General features: G+C 38.1%; 22 protein-coding genes and 1 tRNA gene. 11 read left to right on the plus strand and 12 right to left on the minus strand.

The window, feature by feature from the left end; genetic code table 11:
* Nucleotides 1–1,359: 1,359 nt before the first annotated feature.
* Together OW492_RS12880 and OW492_RS12885 are read right to left on the minus strand one after the other, a co-directional pair.
* Complete coding sequence (locus OW492_RS12880) at nt 1,360–1,929, minus strand: PEP-CTERM sorting domain-containing protein (protein ID WP_290040513.1); 570 nt, start codon at nt 1,927–1,929, stop codon at nt 1,360–1,362.
* A gap of 280 nt (nt 1,930–2,209) precedes the next feature.
* Nucleotides 2,210–2,294, minus strand: a tRNA-Leu gene (locus OW492_RS12885).
* A gap of 161 nt (nt 2,295–2,455) precedes the next feature.
* On the opposite strand from OW492_RS12885, the gene OW492_RS12890 reads away from it, so the two are divergent.
* Nucleotides 2,456–3,001 carry an RDD family protein gene (locus OW492_RS12890; RefSeq protein WP_290040514.1) on the plus strand — a complete coding sequence of 182 codons (546 nt, stop codon included), beginning with the start codon at nt 2,456–2,458 and terminating at the stop codon, nt 2,999–3,001.
* A gap of 65 nt (nt 3,002–3,066) precedes the next feature.
* Here OW492_RS12890 and lptG read toward each other — a convergent pair whose 3' ends face one another.
* Together lptG and lptF are read right to left on the minus strand one after the other, a co-directional pair.
* Entirely contained in the window at nt 3,067–4,131 is a 1,065-nt protein-coding gene (gene lptG, locus OW492_RS12895) for an LPS export ABC transporter permease LptG (protein ID WP_290040515.1), read from the minus strand.
* Complete coding sequence (gene lptF / locus OW492_RS12900; RefSeq protein WP_290040516.1) at nt 4,132–5,232, minus strand: LPS export ABC transporter permease LptF; 1,101 nt, start codon at nt 5,230–5,232, stop codon at nt 4,132–4,134.
* 186 nt (nt 5,233–5,418) lie between these two features.
* On the opposite strand from lptF, the gene pepA reads away from it, so the two are divergent.
* The 4 genes from pepA (at nt 5,419) to OW492_RS12920 (ending at nt 11,470) form a co-directional block, all read left to right on the plus strand.
* Nucleotides 5,419–6,933, plus strand: a complete 1,515-nt coding sequence (gene pepA / locus OW492_RS12905; protein WP_290040517.1) for a leucyl aminopeptidase — start codon at nt 5,419–5,421, stop codon at nt 6,931–6,933.
* A 32-nt stretch (nt 6,934–6,965) separates the two neighbouring features.
* Complete coding sequence (locus OW492_RS12910; protein ID WP_290040518.1) at nt 6,966–7,442, plus strand: DNA polymerase III subunit chi; 477 nt, start codon at nt 6,966–6,968, stop codon at nt 7,440–7,442.
* The gene (locus OW492_RS12915) at nt 7,442–10,300 is read left to right on the plus strand and encodes a valine--tRNA ligase (RefSeq protein WP_290040540.1); all 2,859 of its coding nucleotides are present in this window, start codon (nt 7,442–7,444) and stop codon (nt 10,298–10,300) included. The genes OW492_RS12910 and OW492_RS12915 overlap by 1 nt, the downstream gene beginning before the upstream one ends.
* A gap of 273 nt (nt 10,301–10,573) precedes the next feature.
* On the plus strand, nt 10,574–11,470 hold the full coding sequence (locus OW492_RS12920; RefSeq protein WP_290040519.1) for a hypothetical protein: 897 nt from the start codon (nt 10,574–10,576) through the stop codon (nt 11,468–11,470).
* 11 nt (nt 11,471–11,481) lie between these two features.
* Here OW492_RS12920 and OW492_RS12925 read toward each other — a convergent pair whose 3' ends face one another.
* Nucleotides 11,482–12,996: a YifB family Mg chelatase-like AAA ATPase gene (locus OW492_RS12925; RefSeq protein ID WP_290040520.1), complete on the minus strand. Its 1,515-nt coding sequence runs from the start codon at nt 12,994–12,996 to the stop codon at nt 11,482–11,484.
* A gap of 299 nt (nt 12,997–13,295) precedes the next feature.
* Between OW492_RS12925 and OW492_RS12930 the strand changes: the two genes are divergently transcribed.
* The 4 genes from OW492_RS12930 (at nt 13,296) to ilvD (ending at nt 18,009) form a co-directional block, all read left to right on the plus strand.
* Nucleotides 13,296–13,766 carry a hypothetical protein gene (locus tag OW492_RS12930; RefSeq protein ID WP_290040521.1) on the plus strand — a complete coding sequence of 157 codons (471 nt, stop codon included), beginning with the start codon at nt 13,296–13,298 and terminating at the stop codon, nt 13,764–13,766.
* 410 nt (nt 13,767–14,176) lie between these two features.
* Nucleotides 14,177–15,823 (plus strand): acetolactate synthase 2 catalytic subunit, encoded by a 1,647-nt coding sequence (gene ilvG, locus OW492_RS12935; protein WP_290040522.1) that lies wholly within the window; start codon nt 14,177–14,179, stop codon nt 15,821–15,823.
* Entirely contained in the window at nt 15,820–16,071 is a 252-nt protein-coding gene (gene ilvM / locus OW492_RS12940; protein ID WP_290040523.1) for an acetolactate synthase 2 small subunit, read from the plus strand. Before ilvG ends, ilvM begins: the two co-directional genes overlap by 4 nt.
* 99 nt (nt 16,072–16,170) lie before the next feature.
* Nucleotides 16,171–18,009, plus strand: a complete 1,839-nt coding sequence (gene ilvD, locus OW492_RS12945) for a dihydroxy-acid dehydratase (protein ID WP_290040524.1) — start codon at nt 16,171–16,173, stop codon at nt 18,007–18,009.
* Between the two features lie 296 nt (nt 18,010–18,305).
* Here the strand turns inward: ilvD and OW492_RS12950 are convergent, their stop codons facing one another.
* The 6 genes from OW492_RS12950 to rbsD all read right to left on the minus strand — a co-directional run bounded on the left by OW492_RS12950 (nt 18,306) and on the right by rbsD (nt 24,229).
* Nucleotides 18,306–19,313 (minus strand): substrate-binding domain-containing protein, encoded by a 1,008-nt coding sequence (locus tag OW492_RS12950; protein WP_290040525.1) that lies wholly within the window; start codon nt 19,311–19,313, stop codon nt 18,306–18,308.
* A 24-nt stretch (nt 19,314–19,337) separates the two neighbouring features.
* A complete protein-coding gene (gene rbsK, locus OW492_RS12955; RefSeq protein ID WP_290040526.1) occupies nt 19,338–20,258 on the minus strand; it encodes a ribokinase in 921 nt (306 codons plus the stop codon).
* 143 nt (nt 20,259–20,401) lie between these two features.
* Entirely contained in the window at nt 20,402–21,280 is an 879-nt protein-coding gene (gene rbsB, locus OW492_RS12960; RefSeq protein ID WP_290040527.1) for a ribose ABC transporter substrate-binding protein RbsB, read from the minus strand.
* 37 nt (nt 21,281–21,317) lie between these two features.
* The gene (gene rbsC / locus OW492_RS12965) at nt 21,318–22,301 is read right to left on the minus strand and encodes a ribose ABC transporter permease (protein ID WP_290040528.1); all 984 of its coding nucleotides are present in this window, start codon (nt 22,299–22,301) and stop codon (nt 21,318–21,320) included.
* On the minus strand, nt 22,298–23,803 hold the full coding sequence (rbsA, locus tag OW492_RS12970) for a ribose ABC transporter ATP-binding protein RbsA (RefSeq protein ID WP_290040530.1): 1,506 nt from the start codon (nt 23,801–23,803) through the stop codon (nt 22,298–22,300). The genes rbsC and rbsA overlap by 4 nt, the downstream gene beginning before the upstream one ends.
* Nucleotides 23,804–23,824: 21 nt before the next feature.
* The gene (gene rbsD, locus OW492_RS12975) at nt 23,825–24,229 is read right to left on the minus strand and encodes a D-ribose pyranase (RefSeq protein ID WP_290040532.1); all 405 of its coding nucleotides are present in this window, start codon (nt 24,227–24,229) and stop codon (nt 23,825–23,827) included.
* Nucleotides 24,230–24,487: 258 nt separating this feature from the next.
* On the opposite strand from rbsD, the gene tal reads away from it, so the two are divergent.
* Together tal and OW492_RS12985 are read left to right on the plus strand one after the other, a co-directional pair.
* Entirely contained in the window at nt 24,488–25,447 is a 960-nt protein-coding gene (gene tal / locus OW492_RS12980) for a transaldolase (protein ID WP_290040533.1), read from the plus strand.
* Between the two features lie 353 nt (nt 25,448–25,800).
* On the plus strand, nt 25,801–26,640 hold the full coding sequence (locus tag OW492_RS12985; protein WP_290040535.1) for a capsular polysaccharide synthesis protein: 840 nt from the start codon (nt 25,801–25,803) through the stop codon (nt 26,638–26,640).
* 83 nt (nt 26,641–26,723) lie between these two features.
* Here the strand turns inward: OW492_RS12985 and OW492_RS12990 are convergent.
* A partial coding sequence (locus OW492_RS12990; protein ID WP_290040536.1) for a transketolase C-terminal domain-containing protein occupies nt 26,724–26,956 on the minus strand: 233 nt, incomplete at its 5' end.

The raw sequence follows: 26,956 nt of genomic DNA on the forward strand, positions 1-26,956 counted from the left end.
CCTTTGAAATAGATGGTCAGTATTCACTAAAAATAATTGACGACTTCCATGTACAAATAACTTACGAAGCAGATAAATTTAAAAATATTAATAAAGTTAATAAAACGATCACTTTGGTAAAAATAAAAAGTGACTCAGGCCCTCTCAATAGAATAACTACTTTCAATACGAGCAAATAAAATATGAATGCAATCCACTTGATTGATATTTAAAAGTTATTTGAACAACCTTAAATGACACTTTGTATTACAATAATATAACAATAAAAAAGCATAAAAAACTCAAGACCCGCTCTCATTTTTGTTTGATTTTTGTACAATTAGGTGAGTGAGCGCTCAGTAAAGAGCTAAAGTAGATAAATAGGGATGTAGAAGATGCTAGATGTTTACGCTAAAACTGAACATACCATTTAAATAAAATGACGATTAATGGAGTTTAGATGAGAGGTTTTCAAAGCTGTGATCAAACTGTAATAACTGAGTAAGTATTTATAAAAGGTTCTACTATTTATGTTTAAAAATTGTTTACCTTAATAACTCTTAGTTGGTTATCCTTTAGAAACTGATTTCTTTATTCTGTTTGTTACTAATAACAGTTAAGAACATGATTTAACGGATTTTAATTTAACAATAAGGTAACACGTTATCTCTTATTTTCCAGTTTCTTATTCACTCTCTCACTGTGACTTCACAGGATATGATAGTTGGGCTTCCCATCAATATATCGGCCTTGTAGAGAGAAAACCACAAACTAGAGGCGCATGATGTGATGAGTGTGACACTATCGTTCAATCCCTTTCCCCTATCTTAAAAGGCATACAACTAAAAAACGAGAGGATACGATTGATACAATTAACTATTTTAAAAGCACACTATTTTATTATTTTTCTAAAAAAAGAAAAAACAACTACGTGATCAAAAAAAGATCATAACAAAAGAAGGGAATCGATTTCTTTAATAGATCGACGTTCAAACCTATATGCCTATCATGCACCTCTCATAACATAAGAGAATTGAAGCCTTTTACCACTTATGCAGAACATTACTTTTCACTTTCTATGTCTGATGCCCCGGCAGAGCCAACTAGAATAAGACACTCCTGTGGGAGCGAAATAGAAGCAAGTATTCACGATCGATTTAACCTCAACTATAACTATAAACCAAGAGTCATTGAGTTTGATGAGCAAGGTATAGTAATTAATCAAGACTCATAGTAGAAAAAATAATCTTTAAGAAGTTAAGAAGTGATTGACCTGATTTATTGTGGATTAAGTGATGCACTTTAATATTAAAAACAGGTTATAAAAAAACGGCTCTATTAGATAGAGCCGTTCGTCAGATATATAATAGTGTTATTAGATTATACGTTTGTTTTACGTCTGTAAGCAAAAGCAATAAGTGCAAAACCTAATACAAATAACATGCTTGGTTCAGGAACAGAGGCTGTACCACTCCAAATCACACCAGTGTTACCATTAGCGCTATTAGTTACAGCGAAAGTTAGTTTGTTATCTGCAGTGATTAATGTTGTTAGTGAGCTATCGAAAATGTCATAAACATTTTTCCAAGCTTTTTCAATATCAGTTTGTGTAGAGTCAAAGATAACATCTGAACCGATTGAGACAATCAGCTCGTCATCATAAGAAACGAATAACGATGTTAGGTTGTAATTATCAACAGTAACAAGATCTAGCTCATAAAAACTATACTCACTACCATCAACATTCCAAGCATCACTTGGTTGAATCCATGTTGCACCATCTAAATCAGTACCAGTTGGATCAATCCAATTATGATCATCATCAGTAAGTGTTGTTGTTGGACTAGTGCTACTAGAGCCATCGTCTACACTTGAGTAAAAAGAGATAGCCGAAGCATATGTACTTGACAGTAAAATGATAGCTGTCAGTGCTGTTTTGAATAAATTCATATTATTTCCTTAATGTTATGAATAGCTATTTACATCCTAACAAAGCACTAAACATGCCAAAAATATAAACTATTGTTTTAAAATGCTTTTTCATCATTTTTTTATTTTCAAATATCATTAGTGTTAAAAAATCCGACAACCATTATCTTTTAATAAACTTTTACTAACTTATATCAAATATAGATAGAGGCTAATAGCAAAACAGGTAATGGATAAAAACAGAATGTTCATTATTCAGAAACAAAAAAGCCCCAACTATTGTTGAGGCTTTCTTTGAATATGGTGCCCGAGGACGGACTTGAACCGTCACTCCTCTCGGAAACGGATTTTGAATCCGTCGCGTCTACCAATTTCACCACTCGGGCTGAGTAGAAAGGATTATACCTACAGGACAATGACAAACAAGCATTTTGTTTACAATCCTGTGTAAGCGATTAAAAACCGTTCAATCTTTATGAATAATAAATAAAATGCCAAGTTATTAGCCATTTGCTACACTGTTTTTTCACATATTTGAGGGATTATCATGGCCAAACAGAATAAAAAAAAGAATCAAGAGCTCAACTTAGCGGAGCAATATCAAGGCTGCAAACGCGCCTCTTTTTGGAGACGCTTAGGAGCTTATATTATTGATCTTTTTACAATAGGATTCGTCATTGCCTTTGCCACGGCACTGGCATTATTGGTAGTGAATATTGTAGCGAAGTTGGGTGGTATTGATTTAAGTTTATATCAAGATAGCAGCGATTATTTAGGTCATAGCATGTGGTTTTTAGCCTATATCTCATTACTTATTATTGCTTTCTTCATTTATTTTTGGAGCTGTTCAGGACAGACTATTGGCATGAAACTGGTTCAATTGAGAGTACAAAATAGTGATGGTAGTAATATAAGCATGACGCAAGCTGCGATTCGCTTAGCCACCTCTGCTTTTGGTTTAGGTAGTTTTATGGCGTTACTTAAAGATCGCAATGCTTTTCAAGATTTATGGGCTGAGTGTGAAGTCGTGGTATTACCAAAATCTTTAAACACCTGGGCTCTATTTAAAAAGGTAGAAGGAAAAGAAAAGTAAGAAATATTATTACTTACTCAATTAAAGCTCCATTTAACTGAGTAAGTAAATTATCATTCCACTCTTTAAGTTTGCTTTCTTAACTGATACATAGCAATTACTAACACTAATATACTAGGCAATAAAGCACCTAAAATCGGCGGTAAGCCAAATACTAAACTAGCGGGACCAAATAACTCTCCAGATACATGGAAAGTAAAACCACTGGCTATACCAAAAATAAGACGTGTACCCATGGGGACTGATCTTAAACCACCAAATATAAATGAAACCGATAGCAACATCATAACGACCACGGTGAAAGGCAATACCGCTTTACGCCATAGTATTAACCAATAACTGCTCGCATCTTGGTCATTACTTTCCAAATAAGTAATGTAGTCATAGATATCACGCATCGACATCTTATCTGGTTCACTGATAATGACTTCTAGTTTTTTCGGTGTTAATTCAGTTTCCCATACGTAATCAGGGAAATTTTCAACCCGCGTTTCACCATCGTAAAAACTGGTTTGACTCACCTCTTGTAATAACCAAGACCCTTCTTGGTAAGTTGCTTGCTTAGCAACCATTGCTCGACTCAAGGTTAGGTCTTTAGCAAAAAAGTATAGCTGTACATTATACAATTCTGCTTTGCTGTTCATTCTGCCAATACTCACAAATGAGTTGGCATCTTTTGCCCAAACACCATATTTGTTATCAACTCGTTCAGTCCCCTTACGAAGCTGATCGCGCATGAAATAAGCTTCTTTATCTGTTTGCGGGGCAACAAACTCACCTAGTAACATAACAGCAATAACCATTGGAATAGCAGTTTTTAATACGGCCGTCGCGATTCTAAATTTAGACATACCCGCCGCTTGCATAACCACTAACTCACTACTGCTAGCTAACGAGCCTAATCCAATTAAAGCACCGATTAAGGCTGCCATCGGGAAGAATAATGCTATCTCAACCGGCATTTTTAAAAGTACAAAATAGGCCGCAGATAATACTGTGTAAGCACCAGTTCCGACACTCTTCATCTGCTCAACAAATTTAATAATGCTACTTAAACCAATCAGTACGAATAAGCTTAAAAACGTTGCCGCAAAGATTGTGCGACCAATGTATCTATCTATAATCCCCATTTACTTCCCCAACTTAGGCGTCAATTTTTTTCTACGACTAAAATTTAGCTTACCGATTGTTTGTAAATGTAAAACAATACCCACAATAAAAAACAATATCTGTCCTGCCCACATACCAATAGCAGGAATGGCACCGTCTTCTATTAAACTTTTAGATGCACTCAATAATAAGAAAAAGCTAAGGTATAAAGCTAAGGCAGGCAATAATTTCGCGTAACGCCCCTGACGTGGATTGACTCTAGCTAATGGTACGGCCATAAACGTGATCAATAAAATAGAAACAGGAATAGCAATACGCCATTGCAACTCAGCTTGGTATTTAGGGTTATCTACACCAATCAATTTTGATGTGGGTAAAGCCTCTACGTCACGAGATTTGTTCTCTACGGTAGAGTTGGCAATATGTACTTGGTATGTTGAAAACTTTGAGTTTTCGAATTCATTTTCACCCACAACCCCTGCATAGCGTTGGCCATTTTCTAAGGTTAACCAGGTCCCATCTTTTTTCTCAGCCACATTACCACTTTTTGCGGTGATCACGGAAGGAGAAACCCCTCCTTCTTTTGGCCAATGTGCAGCAAATACGTTTTGTAAATTTTGCCCCTCTACATATTTTTCTACGTAGACCACACCGCCATTCCCAGAAGCTTTATGGAAACGCCCTTCAATTAGCGTTGCTGTACCCGCATTTGCTTCGGCTTGCTCAATAATAGACATCATCTTATCTTCCGCACTCGGCGCAAGGAATAAACTATTAAAACAGGCAAAGGTAAAGGTTAATAAGGATAGTGTTAAGGTTGCCTTAAGTACTTTATTAGGGCTATAACCACATGAGGTTAACGCCACCATTTCACTCTCACTGTGTAATCGACCATGTGCAAAAAGGATTGCTAAATAAAAACTAATAGGCAACATTAAGATGCCTAAAGTCGGAAAATTTAGAAACAAAATAGTTAATACTAAGTCAGCAGGTATCACGCCATTAATAGCTTGAGCAAGAATAGTGATGAATTTTTGGCTAACAAAGATGAGGATTAAAACAAAGAGAATGCCAACTTGGCTTTTAAATGTTTCTAACATTAAATAACGAAGAATTATCAAGCTGATCTCCAATGTAAAATAAGAATGCTACAAAAGCGGTAAAATAGTGGATTAAGAGAGCAATTGCGGTAAAATTGCTATTTTAGTAAGTTTATATTACGTTTCAAGATCCACAAGAGCTAATGATAACTGCATTTTTATAAAAATAGCACAGTTAATCTTAATATAATCGTTTTAAGGATACATATGGAATTTCTAGTTAAAAGTGGTAGCCCGGAAAAGCAACGTAGCGCCTGTATTGTTGTAGGTGTTTTTGAACCTCGCCGTCTATCCCATGCAGCCGAAGTATTAGATGAAATCAGTGAAGGTTATTTAAGTGCTTTATTACGTCGCGGTGATATTGAAGGTAAAGTAGGCCAAGTTTTATTTTTACACCACGTGCCAAACGTACTGAGTGAGCGTGTATTATTAGTTGGCTGTGGTAAAGAACGCGAATTAACTGAAAAACAGTACAAGCAAATCATTGAAAAAACCATTACTACCTTAAATGACACGGGTGCGTTAGAAGCAATCTGTTTCTTATCTGAATTACATATCAAAGGCCGCGATAGCTACTGGGCAGTTCGTCAAGCAGTTGAAGCAACACAAGATAGCTTATATAACTTTGACCAGTTTAAAACTAATAAAGACAACACACGTCGTCCTTTACGTAAACTAACCTTCAATGTACCAAGTCGTAAAGAATTAGCACGTGCTGAATTAGCATTACAACATGGTATTGCAGTCTCTGCAGGTATGAAGCTTTGTAAAGATCTAGCTAACATGCCACCAAATATTTGTACTCCGTTATACCTAAGCCAACAGGCACAAGAGTTAGGTCAGCGTTTTGATAAAATCACCACTGAGATTATTGATACGCCGCAAATGCAAGCACTAGGTATGAATAGTTACCTAGCCGTTGCACAAGGTTCAGCGAACCCAGCTTACATGTCGATCATGAACTACCAAGGTGGTCCAAGCGATCAAAAACCTATTGTATTAGTGGGTAAAGGCTTAACCTTTGACTCAGGTGGTATCTCATTAAAACCAGGCGCAGGCATGGATGAAATGAAATATGATATGGGTGGTGCTGCTTCGGTGTTTGGTACTATGCAAGCGATTGCTGAATTAGACTTAAAAATCAATGTTATTGGTTTGGTCGCAGCTGCTGAAAACATGCCATCAAGCAAAGCTTATCGTCCAGGTGATATTCTAACCACTATGTCAGGGCAAACGGTTGAAGTATTAAATACCGATGCAGAAGGCCGTCTAGTATTATGTGATGCACTAACTTATGTAGAACGTTTCGAACCTGAATGTGTAGTAGATATGGCAACCTTAACCGGCGCTTGTATTATTGCTCTAGGTCATAATATCAGTGCATTAATGAGTCCGCACAAAGGCTTAACACATGAACTGTTAGGCGCATCAAACCAAACCGGTGATAAAGCATGGCAATTACCAATGGATGATGATTTCCAGAAGCAATTAGACAGCCCATTTGCTGATATGGCGAATATCGGTGGTCGTCCAGCGGGTTCAATCACTGCCGCTTGTTTCTTATCTCGCTTCACTAAAGCTTACACATGGGCGCATTTAGATATTGCTGGTACAGCATGGCGTTCAGGCACAAACAAAGGAGCAACAGGACGCCCTGTTCCGTTATTAACTCAGTTTGTGATTAACCGCAGTGAGCAAGAACTAACGGATATAGAAGCGTAAATGTACCAAGTTAAGCAAGGTACAAGCTAATAATGAGCCAAGTTCTTTTCTACATACATTCGCAACCCGATACGAATGCTGATTTGCCTGCACATTTTGTGCAGGCTTGCCAGTTAGCGGCTTATTATTATCAACAAAATAAAAAAGTGTTTATTTATACAGAGAATCAACAGGATGCTTTTGTTGTTGACGAGTATTTATGGCAATTTGATGGTGATAGTTTTGTACCCCATAATTTAGTGGGTGAAGGCCCTCGATATGGTTCTCCAGTTGAGATTAGCTGGCTTGCTCCACAGCACCCTCGCGCTGTGTTAATCAACCTAAACCAATCTATTCCGAAGTTTAATTTAAACTTCCAACAAATTATTGATTTTGTGCCAGCACAAGAACAACTAAGAATTAATGCGCGAATGCGTTACAGTGCCTATAAAAAACTAGGCCACACCCTCTCTACTCAAGATGTTGAAGCAACATCTCAAGAGTCAACCAACCAGACAGAAGACAAATGATGGAAAAAACATACAACCCAAGTGCGATTGAGCAAAAAAATTACCAAACCTGGGAAGAAAAAGGTTACTTCAAACCACACGGTGATACTGATAAAGAAAGTTTCTGCATCATGATCCCACCACCAAATGTCACTGGTAGTTTACACATGGGTCACGCTTTCCAAGATACGATCATGGATACTTTGATTCGTTACCAACGTATGCAAGGCAAAAACACGCTTTGGCAAATGGGTACCGACCATGCAGGTATTGCAACACAAATGGTTGTTGAGCGTAAATTATTTGCTGAAACAGGCCAAACACGTAAAGAATTAGGCCGTGAAACTTTCATTGAAAAAATCTGGGACTGGAAAGCTGAATCAGGCGGTAATATTTCACGCCAAATGCGTCGCCTAGGTACTTCTGTAGATTGGGATCGTGAACGCTTTACCATGGACGATGGTTTATCTGAAGCCGTTAAAAAGACCTTTGTTGATTTATATAACGACGATTTGATCTACCGCGGCAAACGTCTTGTAAACTGGGATCCAAAATTACACACTGCGATTTCTGACTTAGAAGTAGAAAACAAAGATGTTAAAGGTTTCATGTGGCACTTCCGCTACCCGTTAGCGAATGGTGTAAAAACTACCGACGGTAAAGATTACATCGTAGTGGCGACAACACGTCCAGAAACGGTATTAGGTGATACAGGGGTTGCTGTTAACCCTGAAGATCCACGTTACAAAGACCTTATTGGTAAAACCATTTTACTGCCATTTGTTAATCGTGAAATCCCAATTATTGGTGATGAACATGCGGATATGGAAAAAGGCACGGGTTGTGTAAAAATCACACCGGCACATGACTTTAACGACTACGAAGTAGGTAAACGCAATAAACTGCCAATGATCAATGTATTAACTTTTGATGCTTGTATTCGTGATAGCGCAGAAGTGTTTAATACTAATGGTGAAAAGAGCGAAGATTATCCAACAGAATTACCAGCACAATTTCAAGGCTTAACACGTGAAGCTGCGCGTAAATTAGTGGTAAGTGAACTAGATGCACTTGGTTTATTAGATGAAGTGAAAGACCATGACTTAACCGTACCTTACGGCGACCGTGGCGGCGTAGTTATTGAACCAATGTTAACAGACCAATGGTATGTACGTGTTGCTCCTCTTGCAAAAACAGCAACAGAAGCGGTTGCAAATGGTGATATTAAATTCGTACCACAACAATATGAAAACATGTACAACTCATGGATGAATGACCTTAACGATTGGTGTGTATCTCGTCAGTTATGGTGGGGACATCGTATCCCAGCTTGGTATGACGAAGCTGGTAAAGTTTATGTAGGTCACGATGAAGCAGAAGTACGCGCTAAACATAACTTAGATGACAGTATTGTGTTAAATCAAGATGATGATGTACTTGATACATGGTTCTCATCTGGTTTATGGACTTTCTCTACATTAGGTTGGCCAAACCAAACCATGGATCTTAAAACTTTCCATTCAACTGATGTGTTGGTGACTGGTTTTGATATTATCTTCTTCTGGGTTGCACGTATGATCATGCTCACCATGCACTTTATGAAGAACGACGATGGCACCCCACAAGTTCCTTTTAAAACCGTTTATGTGACTGGGCTTATTCGTGATGAAAATGGCGATAAAATGTCTAAATCTAAAGGTAACGTATTAGATCCTTTAGATATGATTGATGGTTTAGATCTTGAAAGCCTAGTGACCAAGCGTACAGGCAACATGATGCAACCACAACTTGCTAAGAAGATTGAAAAAGATACACGTAAAACCTTTGCTAACGGTATTGAAGCACATGGTACCGATGCACTTCGTTTCACATTAGCAGCAATGGCATCCACAGGTCGTGACATCAACTGGGATATGAACCGTCTTGAAGGTTACCGTAACTTCTGTAACAAGCTATGGAATGCAAGCCGTTATGTATTAATGGATGCTGAAGACCAAGACTTTGGTTTTGGCGACAATAAAGCAATGCAATTTAGCCTTGCCGATCGTTGGATCCAAGGTCAGTTACAAAATATGGTCAAAGAGTTCCGCCAAGCATTAGATACATACCGTTTTGATATCGCTGCGAATATTTTGTACGACTTCATCTGGAATGAATTCTGTGGTTGGTACTTAGAATTAACAAAACCTGTTTTATTCAAAGGTAGCGAAGAAGAGCAACGTGGTACACGTAATACATTAATCAATGTATTAGAGACATTATTACGTGTTGCACATCCAATGCTGCCATTTATGACAGAAGAAATTTGGCAACGAGTGAAAACAATCACTGGTCAAGGTGGCGATACCATCATGTTAGAGGCTTATCCTGAATATGATGCATCACAAGTGGATGAGCAAGCTGTTGCAGACCTTGAGTGGGTTAAACAAGTGATTGATGCTGTACGTAATATTCGTGGTGAAATGGATATTAGCCCGAAAGTGCCACTCAATGTATTAGTTAAAAATGCAGATGTTCAAGCAATTCGTCGTTTCACTGATAATGAAGCATTCTTAGCTGCATTAGCTAAACTAGAGAGTGTTACTTTTGTTGCTGAAGGTGAACAAACACCTGTGTCGGTGACAGCATTAGTTGGTGATTTAGAGTTACTTATCCCAATGGCTGGGTTAATTGATGTAGAAGCTGAATTAGCACGTTTAGCTAAACAACTTGAAAAAGCGAAAAAAGAGTTAGATAAAGTCTCTGGGAAGCTAAGTAATGAACGCTTTGTAAGTAATGCACCTGAAGCGGTTATTACGAAAGAAAAAGCAAAACAAGCTGAATACCAAACTACTTGTGACAAGTTAAGTGAGCAAATTGAAACGATTAAAGCACTTTAACCCTATCGATTAGCTTAATTTCTTAATGCGCTTTAACTTTTTGAGGGACTGTTTAACAGTCCCTTTTTCATATCCAGCTTTTAACATCCATAGTAAAAACGCCTACCACTCACTGATCTGAAATGAAGCTCAAAATTAATTAGAAGCTCTTTACTCTTGTTTCCTGATAAAAACCGTGATTACTTCATAAAAATTAAAAATAACTGCTTACATTTTTAGCAACTTTGTGAAAATGATCTACACTAATAGCCTCTTTGGCTTTTATGAAAAAATATGTTCTCTCTACAAACAACAATTCAGTCTTTTTTATTTTTATTAATAGCCACTTTATCTACATCAATATATGCAGATAAAAATCCCTCTCTTGCACACACAAGAATTACCGTATGGCAACATACTATTGAACATCCTGATCCTATTTTTATCACAATATTAATCAAAGCTTTGGATATAACTCGTCATGAATATGGGGAGTACGAAATTGTCCCATCAAAAGAGATGGAACAAGGAAGAGCTGTACAGCGGTTAGCGATAAAGTATGAGGGAGTCTTAGATGTAGCACACTTTGCTTCTAGTCTAGAAAGAGAAAAGGGAGCAATTGCTGTTAAAGTCCCTCTGTTAAACGGGTTATTAGGTTATCGCGTTTGTTTGATTAATAAAGGAGATCAACCTAAATTTTCAAACATCAAGAATAAACAAGCATTTATAGACAATCGCTTAACCATAGGTCAACATCAAGACTGGCCTGATGCACACATTCTAAAAAGCAGTGGTTTAGATGTACGTACTTCTTATAAATACAGTTTATTATTTCAACAATTAAAAAAGCAACGTTTTGATTGCTATCTTCGTGGTATTAATGAAGTAACTGATGAATACGAAAAATACGCTGATTTAAATTTTGAAATAGAGAATACACTATTATTTCATTACCCTTTTCCAATTTTCTTTTTCGTCCATGAGAGTGACCCAGAGCTTGCTCAAAGAATCACTCTGGGCTTAACCAGGTTAAAAGAAAAGGGAGCATTATCTGAGCTCGTAAAGCTGTATCACAAAGCACAAATAGACAAATTACATTTGGATAAACGCAAGCTTATCGCCATCGATAACGTTATATTGCCGGAAGACTCCATACAGACATTGACACCAATTCCATGGTTACCTCTATAACTTAAACGACCTTAGTTGAAGCTACTTAATAGTCTATCCATCGCTCGGTAGTTTAATGCTTCGCACAAGTGGGCTTTAGATATATCAGTTTGTTGTTGAAGATCAGCAATACTCCTGGCCACTTTTAGTAAGCTATGCCAAGCACGAATAGATAATCCCATTTTATCAATCGCTTGCTCTAAAAAAACAGCATCCTCTTTGCTTAATACACAAAATTGATTAACTTCCTGACTTGATAAATAATGATTTAATTTCCCTTGCCGTGTTAGCTGAATATGACGAGCAGCTAATACTCTCTCTTTGATTTCAGCACTGGTTTCTATTCTATTTTTTGCACCTAGTTGTGAGTCAGCTAATAAACCTTTTGGTAATAACGGCACCATAATAGCTAATGCAAAACGATCTAAGAAAGGGCCTGATAAACGTCCTAAATAGCGTAATATTTGATCTGGCGTACTGCGCCTTAAATTACCTGAAATATGTCCACAAGGGCTAGGATTCATCGCTGCAATCAATTGAAAATGCGCAGGAAAAGTTACTTGGTTTGCAGCACGAGAAATAGTAACTTGATGGTTTTCCATCGGCTGACGAAGACTATCTAAGACTTGTCGGGGAAATTCAGCTAATTCATCTAAAAACAACACCCCATGATGCGATAATGAGATTTCTCCCGGCTTGGGTTTACCTCCTCCGCCCACCAGCGCCACTGCCGAAGCACTATGGTGAGGAGCACGGTACGGTGGTAAAAACCAATCACTCCGTTGCTTGCCACATACCGAGTAGACAGCAGCAGTTTGTAAGGCTTGATGCTCCTCTAAGTTAGGCAACAACGTCATAAAACGTTCAGCTAACATACTTTTTCCAGTACCAGGAGGACCAATTAAGAGTAAATTATGCGCCCCAACAGCTGCAACTTCCAACACTCTCTTGGCTTGCTCCTGACCAAGAACATCACTGAAGTCTAGAGAAGAAGCTTCGATGCTGGTAGTTACATCTTGCTCAGCAGGTGGCAAAGTAAGCTGTTGTTGTAAATAGGCACAGACATCAACTAAACAATGAGCAACAACACCATTCGCTCCCGTTAATGCACATTCATGGGCATTTTCTGTACACACAATGACTTGTCGTTGTTGCTCTTTTGCGGCTAATGCACAAGGAATAATGCCATCGACATGGCGTAACTCTCCCGATAATGATAACTCTCCATAACACTCAAATTGTAGAATTTCAGGACACTTTAATTGCTCTGAGGCGAGTAAAATACCCAAAGCAATGGCTAAATCAAAACGTCCCCCCTCTTTAGGTAAGTTAGCAGGAGCGAGGTTCACCGTGATCCGCTTGCTCGGAAATTTGTAATTACTATTTAAAATAGCACTACGTACTCGGTCTTTTGCTTCTTTGACTGACGTTTCAGGTAATCCAACTAATGAAAAAGCAGGTAACCCAGTACCAAGGTGGACTTCAACCTCTACTTCAGGAGCATCTACTCCCGAAATAGAACGACATACTAACCTCGCTAATGCCATCTTAACTCCCTTTACCAGCTATCCGTTTTGAATGTGCCTTTAAGTATAGGAGTCAAACTTATTCAGCAAAATAGTGTGTCTAGAAACACATAATCAAAGGCAATAATTAGATCTGTAATACAAAATTTAAAGTCACAAACAAATCCGATTTATCATTTTTCTGGTAATTAAAGTGAGTGACTCTTCACGGTATTTTTTATTTTTAAATAGTATGGTATGACAACTTAAAAGGTTAAATGATCAAGGTATGTTAATCATTTATATAACCACTAATGCTCAACAGAGTAAGGAAATGATGAATGAGAAGTAATAAAGAAATAGCATTAGATGCTATCGACTTGGTGACCCCTGCAATACTGAAATTATTTGAGCGTACCAACAGAAAAGAATTACATATTGTGATTATGGATCCTACCTTAAAACCATGGGAGTCTGATTTTGATAGCGCTATTTTAGTAGAAAAATCATTGGGTTCTCCAAAAGAGTGGACAATCCAATTTGATGAATTAGCTAGAAAAAAAGCACATCAAGCTTGGCGTAACAGTTGTGCTAATGTTGATATTCAATCTAAACACCCTTCTGCATTACAAGATGGTGATATCTTATTTTATGGATCATTTGTGTACGGAAACATAGTGGTAGCTTGTAGTGGTGTTGAACAGCATTATGACATGTTAATGAGTAGTTGGATTGCATTAGCCTTTGAACAGTTAACTGTCGCAGAATATACAAAAAGTAAAACTGACACACCTACAAAAGCATTCAGATAACACTAAGCAGTAGCATAAATAGAGGCTGATACTAGTCCGTCTCTATTTATTAGTTTCATCCCTATAATTCTTCTATCAACGCTAATATTAACCCCAAGAAACGCCGGGTCTGTTTTACTAATCAAGCTAATCGGCTAATGAGTTCTAGAGGTTATAAAGGGAACAATCTTCCATGTTAACTTGCTCATTTAAATTTAATTATTTTTCTGTGTAAAATTAAAATTACCTGCTTAATATGACGACTCAAACACTATCACTTTCAAGTGAATGCCTACTCAATAATTTGTTTAAAAATGTAACAAAAGTTGTTTGAACAGCGCTTTTTTGCTATAAAGACCACCCTTTTTAAAATCAATCTTCAACGCATTAAAAACAGATTGATTAACCATCATTAAATTCAGGAAAACCCCATGAATGGTGCAAACTTTGTTGTTCACGCTCTCAAAGAGCAAAATGTAACACAGGTATTTGGTTACCCAGGTGGTGCTATCATGCCACTCTACGATGCACTATTTGATGGTGGCGTTGATCATCTTTTATGCCGTCATGAACAAGGTGCTGCAATGGCGGCGATCGGTTATGCACGCTCTACGGGTAAAGTGGGCGTATGCATTGCGACCTCAGGTCCAGGTGCCACTAACTTAATAACTGGTTTAGCAGATGCCTTATTAGATTCTATTCCTATCGTGGCTATTACTGGTCAAGTGCCAACCCATTTAATTGGTACTGATGCTTTCCAAGAAGTCGATGTATTAGGTTTATCGCTAGCATGTACAAAGCATAGTTTTATGGTGGAAACTGCAGAGCAATTAGGTCCAATTATTGAGCAGGCTTTCGAAATCGCCACCAGCGGACGCCCAGGCCCTGTATTGATTGATATTCCCAAAGATATCCAAGTCGGCCCAAGTGTCGCCTATGCCTTGGCACAATTAGCAGATACACAGAAACCACTGGATCAAAACTTAATATCACATAGCAAACTATTAATTAGTGAAGCTAAAAAACCATTACTTTATGTAGGTGGTGGTGTCGGAATGGCAAAAGCGGTATCTGAATTACGCACTTTCATTGAGCAAACTCAGATTCCGAGCGTATGTACGCTAAAAGCAATTGGTTGTATTCAACATGACTCAACTTATTTCATGGGTATGGTGGGTATGCATGGCAGTAAAGCCTCTAATTTAGCGATTCAAGAATGTGATTTGTTAATCGCTGTGGGTGCACGATTTGATGACCGTGTAACAGGTAAACTAGATGAATTCGCACAACATGCTAAAGTTATTCATCTCGACGTGGATGCAGCTGAAATAGATAAATTACGCCAAGTCACCATCTCTATGACAGATGATCTTAAACAAGTACTACCCGCAATCACTGTACAACCTAGTATTGAACAATGGCAACAACATATTAGCGAAATGAAAGTCACGCACGCTAATCGTTATGATCATCCAGGTGAGCCGATTTTTGCGCCGGCTTTATTACGCCAATTAGCTGAAACTATGCCTGCAGATACGGTGATTTGTAGTGATGTAGGTCAACATCAAATGTGGGTAGCGCAACACATGTTTGTAGATCGCCCGGAAAACCATATTTCTAGCTCTGGTCTTGGTACTATGGGCTTTGGTGTACCAGCAGCTGTTGGTGCACAGGTAGCACGTCCAAATGATACGGTGATCGCAGTATCGGGTGATGGTTCCTTTATGATGAACATACAAGAATTAGGTACTATTAAACGTAAACAGTTACCAGTAAAAATACTACTCATTGATAACCAACGCTTAGGCATGGTAAGACAATGGCAAGAGTTGTTCTTTAATGGTCGTTTCAGTGAAACTATTTTAACTGATAATCCAGATTTTGTGACACTAGCTAGTGCCTTTGATATTCCAGGTGAAACCATTGTTGTAAAATCTCAAATAGAGCAAGCATTACAACGTTTATTAAATAGCGATGGCCCTTACTTATTACATGTATCTATCTCTGAAGAAGAAAATGTATGGCCATTAGTTCCACCAGGTGCAGCAAATGATCAAATGATGGAGAGCGTAGGATGAATAACACATTAACAATTGAAGCTAAGCATAGCCCAGAGTTTTTAGAGCGCCTATTGCGTGTTTGTCGTCACCGCGGTTTCTCCATTGTAAGCATCAATGCAACTATAGAACAACAACTTACACATATTGAATTAACCGTTAGTAGTGACCGTGAAATAACACTACTTACTAAACAACTTGATAAAGTGATTGGTATATTAACGGTCACTCTATTAGCATCAAGCGGAAATATTAAAGCAAGCGCATAAATTGCAGATTGTACCCTTAAGGGTTATCTGTTTTACTTGCACTACTATTACTATCAAGGCCCATTGAGTTGGCCAGCAAAGCAGTTTAAGGAAATTAACATGCCAGATTATCGTTCGAAAACCTCAACACATGGCCGTAATATGGCTGGTGCACGTGCACTATGGCGCGCAACTGGCGTAAAAGATGATGACTTCGGTAAGCCAATCATCGCAATTTCAAACTCATTTACACAGTTTGTACCTGGCCACGTTCACCTGAAAGATATGGGGCAACTTGTAGCAGGTGCTGTTGAAGCAGCTGGCGGTATTGCTAAAGAATTTAATACTATCGCTGTTGATGATGGTATTGCAATGGGCCACTCTGGCATGCTTTACAGCTTACCTTCACGTGATTTAATTGCAGATTCAATTGAATACATGGTAAATGCTCACTGTGCTGATGCGATTGTTTGTATCTCTAACTGTGACAAAATCACACCGGGAATGTTAATGGCGGCATTACGCTTAAATATCCCAGTGATTATGGTATCGGGTGGTCCAATGGAAGCAGGTAAAACTAAGCTTTCTGAGCAAATTATCAAACTAGATTTAGTTGATGCTATGGTAATGGGTGCCGATAAAACAGTATCTGATGAAGATGTTGAAAAAGTTGAGCGTAGTGCTTGTCCTACTTGTGGTTCATGTTCAGGTATGTTCACTGCTAACTCTATGAACTGTCTAACTGAAGCCTTAGGTTTATCATTACCAGGTAATGGTTCAATGTTAGCAACACACGCCGACCGTGAGCAACTATTCTTAGATGCAGGTACTCGTATTGTTGATATCGCTAAACGTCACTACCAAGAAGACGATTACTCAGTATTACCGCGTTCAATTGCTAACCGTGCCGCTTTTGAAAATGCAATGGCGTTAGATATTGCAATGGGTGGTTCTACTAATACTATCCTGCATCTTTTAGCCTGTGCTCAAGAAGCTGAATTAGACTTTACTGTAGCCGATATGGATGAGATGTCTCGCCGTATTCCTCAACTATGTAAAGTAGCGCCTTCTACACCTAAATACCATATGGAAGATGTGCATCGTGCAGGTGGTGTAATGGCTATTTTAGGTGAACTAGATCGTGCAGGTTTATTAAATGGCGATACTCCAACCATCTTAAACATGACGATGCGTGAGCAGTTAGCACAGTACGATATTATGCAAACTAAAGACCAAGCTATCATCGACTTCTACCGAGCAGGCCCTGCAGGTATCCGTACCGTTAAAGCATTTAGTCAATCTTGCCGTTGGGATACTGTAGATAATGACCGTGTTGAAGGTTGTGTTCGTTCAATCGACAATGCATTCAGTACTGAAGGTGGTTTAGCAGTATTATTTGGTAATATGGCCGTTGATGGCGCAGTTGTTAAAACCGCTGGTGTTGATGACGATAACCTAACATTCACTGGCCCGGCAAAAGTATACGAAAGCCAAGACGATGCGGTTGCAGCTATCTTAGGTGGTAAAGTTGTTTCTGGTGATGTAGTTGTTATCCGTTATGAAGGCCCGCAAGGCGGTCCTGGTATGCAAGAGATGCTTTATCCAACCAGTTACCTTAAATCTATCGGTTTAGGTAAAGAATGCGCATTAATCACCGATGGTCGTTTCTCTGGTGGTACATCAGGCTTATCAATCGGTCACGTTTCTCCTGAAGCGGCAGCTGGCGGTTTAATCGGTCTAATTGAAAACGGTGATATCATTGATATTAATATTCCAACGCGTGCGATGGACTTAAAAGTATCAGATGAGGTATTAGCAGAACGTCGTGCAAAACAAGATGCAATTGGTTGGAAGCCAGTGGATCGTATCCGCCCTATTTCAGTGGCACTAAAAGTATACGCTTCAATGGCAACTTCTGCCGATAAAGGTGCTGTACGAGATATCACTAAACTTAAATAAGCCCTCGTTTTAGAGCGTATAAGTAGCAAGATATCAAAAAGCCCATTATGTGAATGCATAATGGGCTTTTTTAATTCTCAAACACTATTTTATGCCATCCCCTCAATTCAGGTGAATAACAGCGGAATTATATTTGAAGTTATAATATTATATTTTTTGACTATACCGTGCCGTTAGTTTTGCGAAGTTTAAAGCGAGTCATTGAAACAATAACAGATTATTAAAAGATATTTTAACATCGCAAACCCGCTAAAATAACGATCCTGTATTGCTTATCTCGCATTGAGGTTTGATAGTCAAAGTAGAAGATTTTTCACACTACTTCTTTCCACTAGTGTTGGCTCTAATTGGATCTCTAAATCACTTTCTCGCTTAGTTTGTATTTTGTCTAAAAGCGTATCAAAAGCTTGCTGTCCTAAATTAAATTTAGATTGATGAATGGTCGTTAATGAAGGTGTCATATAACGCGCAATCTTAATATCATCGTAACCAATAATCGATAAATCATCGGGAATAGATAATCCTAAACTATTTGCTGCATTAATCACGCCCATAGCCATCATGTCATTACAAACAAAAATAGCCGTTGGTAATTCCCCTTTTTGATAAAGCTTTTTAAAAGCAATAGCAGCATCTTCACACTCAAAATTAGATATCTCTACCCAATCTGAATTGATATTTAAATTCGCCTCATGCATTGCTTGTTCAAAACCAGCATAACGTTTTTTCGCAGTGGGTTTATCAATAGGACCGCGAATACAGCCTATTTTAGTATGGCCATTATCAATGAGATATTGCGTGGCTATCAAACCACCTTTATAGGCGTTATCTTGTATTTTATCGGTTGGGAACCCTGTATCACCATTATCCATCACAACTGTAGGCACAGGATCATGACGTTCAAAAATATCAATGTTTTGGTTGACTAGTTCATCACTCATTAACAATAAACCATCGACACGTTTCTGTAATAACATATCGATATTAAAGCGTAAGCGCTCGAAATTACCTTCTGTATTACATAACAATAAATTGTAGCCTTGCTCATAACAACGTCGTTCAACCCCCTTTACGACTTCAGCAAAGAAAGGGTTAATTGACGTTGTTACAAGCATGCCAAAGGTACGAGTATTTTTAAGCTTTAAGCTCCTCGCCAACGCTGAAGGTGTATAATTTAACAACTCAACCGCAGCTTTTACCTTTTCAGTGATTTCTTCGCTAACATAACGCGTTTTATTTAATACATGACTAACTGTGGAAGTAGAAACTTGCGCATGTTTCGCTACATCTTTAATAGTGGCCATTATGTTATGAATTCCTTAATTCGCTTATCTTTGTTTACTTAAAAATGCATTAACATCATCTCGATAGGGAATGGATGATTGAGCCCCCTCGGCCATCACCGTTAATGCTGCGGCAGCATGGGCAAAAAGAATCGAGTCATCTAAACTTTTATCTTCTAATAACCCTGTTAACAAAGCGCCATTAAACGTATCGCCTGCGGCTGTAGTATCAATAGCTTGTACACGATAACCTTCAATACGTTGACCACTAGAGCCTTTACTTAACCAAACACCTTTACTACCTAGGGTGATTAATACCGTTTCTATGCCTTTACCATGCAGTACATTGGCAGCTTGCTGGGCAGACTGATCATCAGAGACTTTAATTCCAGTTAATATTTCTGCTTCAGTCTCATTAGGCGTAATGATATCCACTAAAGCAAGAAGGTGATCTGATAATGCTTGTGCGGGCGCAGGGTTAAGTACCACGGTTGTACCAGATAGATTAGCAATTTCTGCTGCTTTTTCAATGGTTTCAATAGGAACTTCTAACTGCAGTAATAAAATATCTGCTGTTTCGATTTTACTTTGATGAGGTGCGATTCTTTGCGGAGTTAAACACGCATTGGCTTCTGCACAAATACAAATACTATTTTCACCACTTGCTGATACTTGAATCATGGCAATACCGGTTGGAGTGTCTTCTTCTATCATCACCCCTTCTACATTGATGCCATCTTGCTCAAAGGTTTTACGAATTCCCATACCAAAACTATCATCGCCAACACTGGCAATAAAATTAACACTCGCGCCTAAACGAGCCGCAGCCACAGCTTGATTTGCTCCTTTACCGCCAGCAATTACCGTGTAACCTTGCCCATGTAATGTTTCTCCAGGGCGAGGAAAACTATTTACCTTAACAACATGATCCGCATTAACACTTCCAAGCACCGTGAGTTGACGCATAAATAAACCTTTATTAAATATTGAAATAGACTTATTAATGGTGAATATTTAAGCGCTTATAATATATAAACGCTTATAAAACTCGACGACTCGAACCTACAAAATGTAGAAATAACACTAGTATCGAGTTTTATTCACCAATCTTATTTAACTACCATCATTAATGGCACAGGAATGTTTTTATCGACACTTTTACCAGTTAACGTATCAACAGCTGATTGTACGCCAATTTCACCAATTAAAGCAGGCTGTTGCGCAATAGTTGCACCTAACAATCCACGCTTAACAGCCGCAATACCATCATCAGTACCATCAAAGCCAACAATAAATATATCTTTACCAGAAGCTTGCACTGCACGGAAAGCACCTAGTGCCATTTCATCATTTTGTGCAAATACAGCTTGTGTTTCAGGTTGAGACGATAATAAATTTTCCATGACGTTAAGGCCTTTAGTGCGGTCAAAGTCAGCTGGTTGACTGGCTAATAGATCCAAGCCTTGGCTTTCAACAGCTTTCATAAAACCTTCACCACGTTCACGTGCCGCTGAAGTACCTGCAATACCTTCTAGCTGAACCACCTTCGCATTTTCACCGATTTTTTCACGAATAAACTTACCTGCCATTTCCCCACCAGCGACATTATCTGACGCAATATGGCTAACGACGTCACCATTGTTAGCAGCTCGATCTAAAGTTAATACCGGTATTGATGCTCGATTAGCTAAACGCACTGCGTTTGATACTGCATCAGAATCCGTAGGATTAATAAGAATAGCTTTTACTCCACGAACCAATAGGTCTTCGACATTAGCTAACTCTTTACTCGGATCATTTTGTGAATCCAGTACAATTATTTTATAACCTAATGCATCAGCCTTTTTCTCTGCCCCCTCTTTCATTGAAACAAAGAAGGGGTTATTCAACGTTGAAACGACCATTGCAATCGTATCTTGTGCCATCGCACTAGCATTGAATGTTGCTGAGATCACTGCCGCTGAAATTAATGTTGTTAACTTTTTCATTGGACTTTCCTTTTTTGGGTTTAAAAAAATATAAGGTTTATTTCTGTTTGTTATCTACTAACACCGCTAATAAAATCACCGCTGCTTTCACTATCATTTGGAAATATGAAGACACATCTAATAGGTTTAATGCATTATTTAATACACCAATAATTAATGCCCCAATCAATGTCCCCATAATGTAGCCACGGCCACCAGCAAGACTCGTTCCACCAACTACCACGGCCGCAATTGCATCTAGCTCATAGCCCATACCAGCTGTTGGTTGTGCTGATGATAACCGCGAAGTAATAATGATTCCGGCTAATGCTGACAATAAACCACAAATGGAATACACGCCGATTTTGATGCGGTCGACATTGATGCCTGATAACTTAGTCGCTGACTCATTGCCGCCCAAAGCGTAAACATAACGGCCAAAGCGAGTATGATTGAGTAAATACCAAATCCCAGCGAACACAAAAATCATTAACCAAACTGGCACAGGAACTCCAAATAAGTAACCAGTACCAAACCAAGCAAAATGATCTGCAACATCAGTAAAGCCAGTAGAAATAGGACGACCATCGGTATACACCATGGTTACCCCACGAAGTAATGTCATCATCACTAATGTCGCGATAAATGCCTGCACTTTCCCCTTCGATATAATTAACCCAGTCATTGAGCCTAATATTGCTCCACCTAATAAAGAGACTGGAATAGCAATAAACACAGATATCTCTAAACTGATCATACTGGCAGCAAAAGCACCACATAACGCGAGTATTGAACCTACGCTTAAGTCAATACCAGCAGTTAAAATAACTAATGTCATGCCCGCAGCAAGAATTGCAATCACCGAGGTTTGACGCAAAATATTAAGGAGGTTATCAAGCGTAAAAAAGTACTCATTAAGCACAGATACAACTGCAATTAAGGCAATCAAAGCAATTAATGATTTTTGCTCAATAAACCAAGCTTTAGTAAAAATATGCCTTTTAGACTGATTAACCTCAGGGGCTGTAATGTTTGAACTCATGCTGCTACCTCATTGTGATTTTTACCAACAGCGCAAGCCATTAGTTTTTCTTGATCTGCTTCTTGTGCACTAAACTCGCCACTAATCTGGCCTTGATGCATCACTAAAATACGATCACTCATCCCTAATACTTCGGGCATTTCTGATGACACTAAAATAATACTCATGCCTTCAGCTTTAAATTTATTGATCAGTTGATAGATCTCTTTTTTAGCCCCCACATCTACGCCACGTGTTGGCTCATCTAAAATCAGCACTTTAGGCTTTGTCATCAACCCTTTAGCAATGGCAACTTTCTGTTGATTACCGCCAGATAAATTGCCAATTATTTGCTCCATTGAAGGGGTTTTAATATTAAAAAGGTCAATAAAATCGTTAACTGCTAAGCGCTCTTCTTGATGTTTTAACTGCCACCCACTAGAAAGGCTTTTAAGTGCACACAGCGACATATTGTCTTTCACTGATAAACCAAGCACTAAACCATCACCCTTTCTGTCTTCTGAAATATAAGCAATACCATGTTGTAACCCTTGCAATGCAGAGCGAGGATTAATGACTTCACCTTCTAATATGATATCTCCAGCATGTCGTGGTAATGCACCATAAATCACTTTCATCAGTTCCGTACGACCCGCCCCCATTAACCCAGATATGCCTAAAATCTCACCATGTTTTAACGTAAAACTTACGTTATTTATCGCCTCTCCATAAAGGCTTTTAATGGTTAAGCAGTTACTTTGATGTACACACGGGATACGCGGATATTGTTCATCTAAACGGCGTCCCACCATCAGCTCAATTAATTTGTCTTCATCTATTTGGGCAACTGGCTTTTCAGCAATAAATTTACCGTCACGTAAAATAGTAATGTCATCACATACTTCAAAAATCTCTTTTAAACGGTGCGAGATATAAACAATCCCGTAACCTTCATCGCGTAGCTCATTAATCACACTAAATAACGCTTCGACTTCACTATCCGTTAAAGCATCTGTAGGCTCATCCATGATGATCACTTTAGATTCAAAGGAGAGTGCTTTAGCTATCTCTACCATTTGTTGTTCACCTAAACTCAATTCACTGAGCATGGTCGATGACTTATGCTTTACATTTAAACGCGCTAACAATTGATCGGCTTTTTGATACATAGAAGACCAATTAATGGCACCAAAGCGATTGGTCATTTCACGCCCTAAAAAAATATTTTCTGCAATCGTTAAAGCAGGTAATAAATTCAGTTCTTGATGAATAATACTGATGCCCGCTTGTTGTGAGTCCCTTGGACCTTTAAAATTAACATTGATATTTTCATAAAAAATCTCACCTGCATCCAATGTATAGATACCAGTGATCACCTTCATTAGCGTCGATTTCCCAGCACCATTCTCCCCTAATAAAGCCATTACTTGTCCGGGGTATACATTTAAAGACGCCCCATCTAGCGCTTTCACACCAGGGAATGATTTATGGATTTCAGTGAGTTGTAATATCGGCTCTCTCATCGTATTTCTCGCATCATCAATTTAAAAAACTACACCAGATTGAAAAATCACATTAGCGTATGGTGTACACTCTCCAGTACGGACAATCGCTTTACTATTGAAAGTCTTAGCTTTAAAAGCATCATGGCTAACATAAGTTATCTCGACAGCTTGATATGTTTTAATAATAGCTAATAGCGCCTCATGTAACTTAGGGCTAACCAGTTTCATCTCTTCAGCTACTATCACCCCAGTAATGTGCATCTCACTCAATACCACTTTAACCGTTTCTAAGAATCCGGGTACACCATGCGTTAAAGCAAGATCAATGCGCTCAACTTGAATGGGAATAGGTAAACCCGCATCGCAAATAGTGACCTCATCAAAATGTCCTAATGAAGCAATACAATGAGATAGCTTGGCATTTAATAATGCAGATTTTTTCATTTCCCCCCCTTCTTTTGTGTTCATTTTAAAACTAAATACATTAAGAAAAACTCATTAGAAATCGATTGCGCAATCGTTTCGATGAGTGGGAATTTAAACATTAATAAAAAAATTGCACTCCTTACATTGATAAAAAGAGAGCAAGTTCACGTAAAATATTTTAAAACTGTTAAACCACAATAATTCTCTAAAATCTTGCTTGCTTAAGCACTTCAGGCTTGTTACTAATAAAATAAAACAACCATGATGGAAATATTTATGAGCAACCAATTAATACAATTAAAACAAATGTCTACCGTAGTGGCTGATACCGGCGATGTACAAGCTATTGCAAAATACCAACCTCAAGATGCAACCACTAACCCTTCTCTATTATTAAAAGCGGCGTCTTTACCTCAATATCAAGAGCTATTAACGCAAGCAACTGAGTGGGCAAAACAACAATCACAAGATGCACAGCAACAAGTGATCGATGCCAGTGATAAGCTTTCAGTGTTAGTCGGATTAGAAATACTTAAAACCATTCCTGGGCGTATTTCTACAGAGGTTGATTCTCGTCTTTCCTTTGATACACAAGGGTCGATTGTTAAAGCACGTAAATTAATTACTTTATATAACCAAGCAGGCATTACAAACGATCGAATTCTTATTAAATTGGCAGCAACTTGGGAAGGCATTAAAGCCGCAGAAATACTTGAAAAAGAAGGTATTAACTGCAACTTAACACTGTTATTCAGCTTTGCTCAAGCGCAAGCCTGTGCAGAAGCAAACGTATACCTTATTTCACCTTTTGTTGGCCGTATTTTAGATTGGTACAAGAAGCAAACAGGAAAAGCATCCTACCCAGCCGACCAAGATCCAGGGGTAATTTCAGTTACTAATATCTATAATTACTACAAACAACAGGGTTACCAAACTGTGGTAATGGGCGCGAGCTTCAGGAGTGTGGAGGAAGTATTAGCGTTAGCAGGTTGTGACCGACTCACTATTAGCCCTGATTTGATGGCAGAGCTACAAAATAGTGACGCCCCTATCGAGCAAAAACTAAAAGAGCAAAATACACCAAAACAACAAGTAACACCATTAACAGAAAGTGAATTTAGATGGTCATTAAATGAAGATGCGATGGCAACAGAGAAACTAGCAGAAGGTATTCGTAACTTTACTTTGGATCAAATAAAGTTAGATGAACAACTAACCAATTTACTAACTGCATAATTAACATTCATCGTTTTTCACGCTTGATAAGAGAGCTTGCTAAAATAAGCTCTCTTTGCTGAGGCATTAACTATTAATAATTAACTTAGAACTCATAACCTTCAACATTTACCATACAAAACTTGCTACAAGTATCAGGAACATCAATAATACTCGCCTTTAATTAACCTTAACTCTTATTTGCTTATTTGCTTATTTGCTTATTTGCTTATTTTATTATTTTATTATTTTATTATTTTATTACTTTATTACTTTATTACTTTATTACTGAATAAAAATATTGTTTTATGCTTTTAAAACAATAACAGCCAGTTTGCTCGATATAAATGAAATACTTTTCTATAGGAACAGCTTTGACAAAACAGAAAAAATTAATACCTAGAAAAATTTGGTTACTTTGGTATCAAGGTCTTGAGAATGCCCCGTACCTTATAAAAAAATGTATAGCATCCTGGGTTAAGCACAATCCCACTTGGGAAATCATTGTATTAGATGAAAGTAATTTACATAATTACATCACGTTAGAAACCCCACAAGAAACATTAACTAAGTTATCTCCAGCCCATCGGTCGGATCTTTTACGTTTAAAATTATTGCATGAATATGGCGGTGTTTGGGCTGATAGCACCACTTTTTGTAATAAACCTTTAGATCAGTGGATAGATACATGCAGTCAATCTGGATTTTTTGTTTTTGATCGCCCTGATAAAGATAGACTCATGTCGAGTTGGTTTTTTGCTTCTCAAGCAGGTTGCCCTATTACTATTAAACTCCATGACTTAATGGAACAATACTGGATTAAAAACGACTTTAATGAGCCCACTGAAATACAAATAAAAATAACAACACTCTTATCAAGAATACTAAATAAAAAAACAACAACTACAAAATATTGGTTTAATCCTATGATTACTAAGGTATTGGGAATCACCCCTTACTTTGCACTTCATTACAAATTCGAAAGATTAATAGCACAGGATAAAACATCAAAAGAGATTTGGGACAATACGTTAAAGGTCAGTGCAGATACACCTCACCTAGTACAACGAGCAGGATTATTCTCAACGCCTACAACATCCATTAAACAAAAGTTAAAAGAGGCTGATGCGCCACTGTATAAGCTTACTTGGAAATATGATCATAGCAATTATGAAGCAAATACATTGCTTTATCATATTTTAGAAGAGTGTTAATGAAGATAAAATGAATGAGCCCCAATCATATACTTATGATTGGGGCTCATTCAACGCTTATAAACCGAGATAAAAACGGTTAATTATAAAGCGTTAGCTGTCTCAACTACATTTGCAACAGTGAAACCAAACATGTCAAACAGTTGATCCGCTGGCGCAGACTCACCAAAGGTCGTCATACCAATCACTTTGCCGTTTAAACCAACGTACTTGTACCAGTAATCTGCAATACCCGCTTCGATAGCAACACGTTTAGTCACTGCCGCTGGTAGTACTGACTCTTTGTATTCTGCTGATTGCAGTTCAAATTGCTCTG

The sequence above is a fragment of the Psychromonas sp. 14N.309.X.WAT.B.A12 genome (assembly GCF_030397575.1).
Lineage (GTDB): Bacteria > Pseudomonadota > Gammaproteobacteria > Enterobacterales > Psychromonadaceae > Psychromonas.

What these genes read in the sequence shown, in the direction of transcription:
- ilvM (WP_290040523.1), top strand. Translation starts at nt 15,820, where the DNA reads ATGAATAACACATTAACAATTGAAGCTAAGCATAGCCCAGAGTTTTTA.
- ilvG (WP_290040522.1), top strand. Translation starts at nt 14,177, where the DNA reads ATGAATGGTGCAAACTTTGTTGTTCACGCTCTCAAAGAGCAAAATGTA.
- OW492_RS12880 (WP_290040513.1), bottom strand. Translation starts at nt 1,929, where the DNA reads ATGAATTTATTCAAAACAGCACTGACAGCTATCATTTTACTGTCAAGT.
- lptG (WP_290040515.1), bottom strand. Translation starts at nt 4,131, where the DNA reads ATGGGGATTATAGATAGATACATTGGTCGCACAATCTTTGCGGCAACG.
- rbsA (WP_290040530.1), bottom strand. Translation starts at nt 23,803, where the DNA reads ATGAGAGAGCCGATATTACAACTCACTGAAATCCATAAATCATTCCCT.
- OW492_RS12910 (WP_290040518.1), top strand. Translation starts at nt 6,966, where the DNA reads ATGAGCCAAGTTCTTTTCTACATACATTCGCAACCCGATACGAATGCT.
- OW492_RS12950 (WP_290040525.1), bottom strand. Translation starts at nt 19,313, where the DNA reads ATGGCCACTATTAAAGATGTAGCGAAACATGCGCAAGTTTCTACTTCC.
- rbsB (WP_290040527.1), bottom strand. Translation starts at nt 21,280, where the DNA reads ATGAAAAAGTTAACAACATTAATTTCAGCGGCAGTGATCTCAGCAACA.
- rbsD (WP_290040532.1), bottom strand. Translation starts at nt 24,229, where the DNA reads ATGAAAAAATCTGCATTATTAAATGCCAAGCTATCTCATTGTATTGCT.
- ilvD (WP_290040524.1), top strand. Translation starts at nt 16,171, where the DNA reads ATGCCAGATTATCGTTCGAAAACCTCAACACATGGCCGTAATATGGCT.
- OW492_RS12890 (WP_290040514.1), top strand. Translation starts at nt 2,456, where the DNA reads ATGGCCAAACAGAATAAAAAAAAGAATCAAGAGCTCAACTTAGCGGAG.
- rbsC (WP_290040528.1), bottom strand. Translation starts at nt 22,301, where the DNA reads ATGAGTTCAAACATTACAGCCCCTGAGGTTAATCAGTCTAAAAGGCAT.
- pepA (WP_290040517.1), top strand. Translation starts at nt 5,419, where the DNA reads ATGGAATTTCTAGTTAAAAGTGGTAGCCCGGAAAAGCAACGTAGCGCC.
- OW492_RS12925 (WP_290040520.1), bottom strand. Translation starts at nt 12,996, where the DNA reads ATGGCATTAGCGAGGTTAGTATGTCGTTCTATTTCGGGAGTAGATGCT.
- tal (WP_290040533.1), top strand. Translation starts at nt 24,488, where the DNA reads ATGAGCAACCAATTAATACAATTAAAACAAATGTCTACCGTAGTGGCT.
- OW492_RS12930 (WP_290040521.1), top strand. Translation starts at nt 13,296, where the DNA reads ATGAGAAGTAATAAAGAAATAGCATTAGATGCTATCGACTTGGTGACC.
- rbsK (WP_290040526.1), bottom strand. Translation starts at nt 20,258, where the DNA reads ATGCGTCAACTCACGGTGCTTGGAAGTGTTAATGCGGATCATGTTGTT.
- OW492_RS12920 (WP_290040519.1), top strand. Translation starts at nt 10,574, where the DNA reads ATGTTCTCTCTACAAACAACAATTCAGTCTTTTTTATTTTTATTAATA.
- OW492_RS12915 (WP_290040540.1), top strand. Translation starts at nt 7,442, where the DNA reads ATGGAAAAAACATACAACCCAAGTGCGATTGAGCAAAAAAATTACCAA.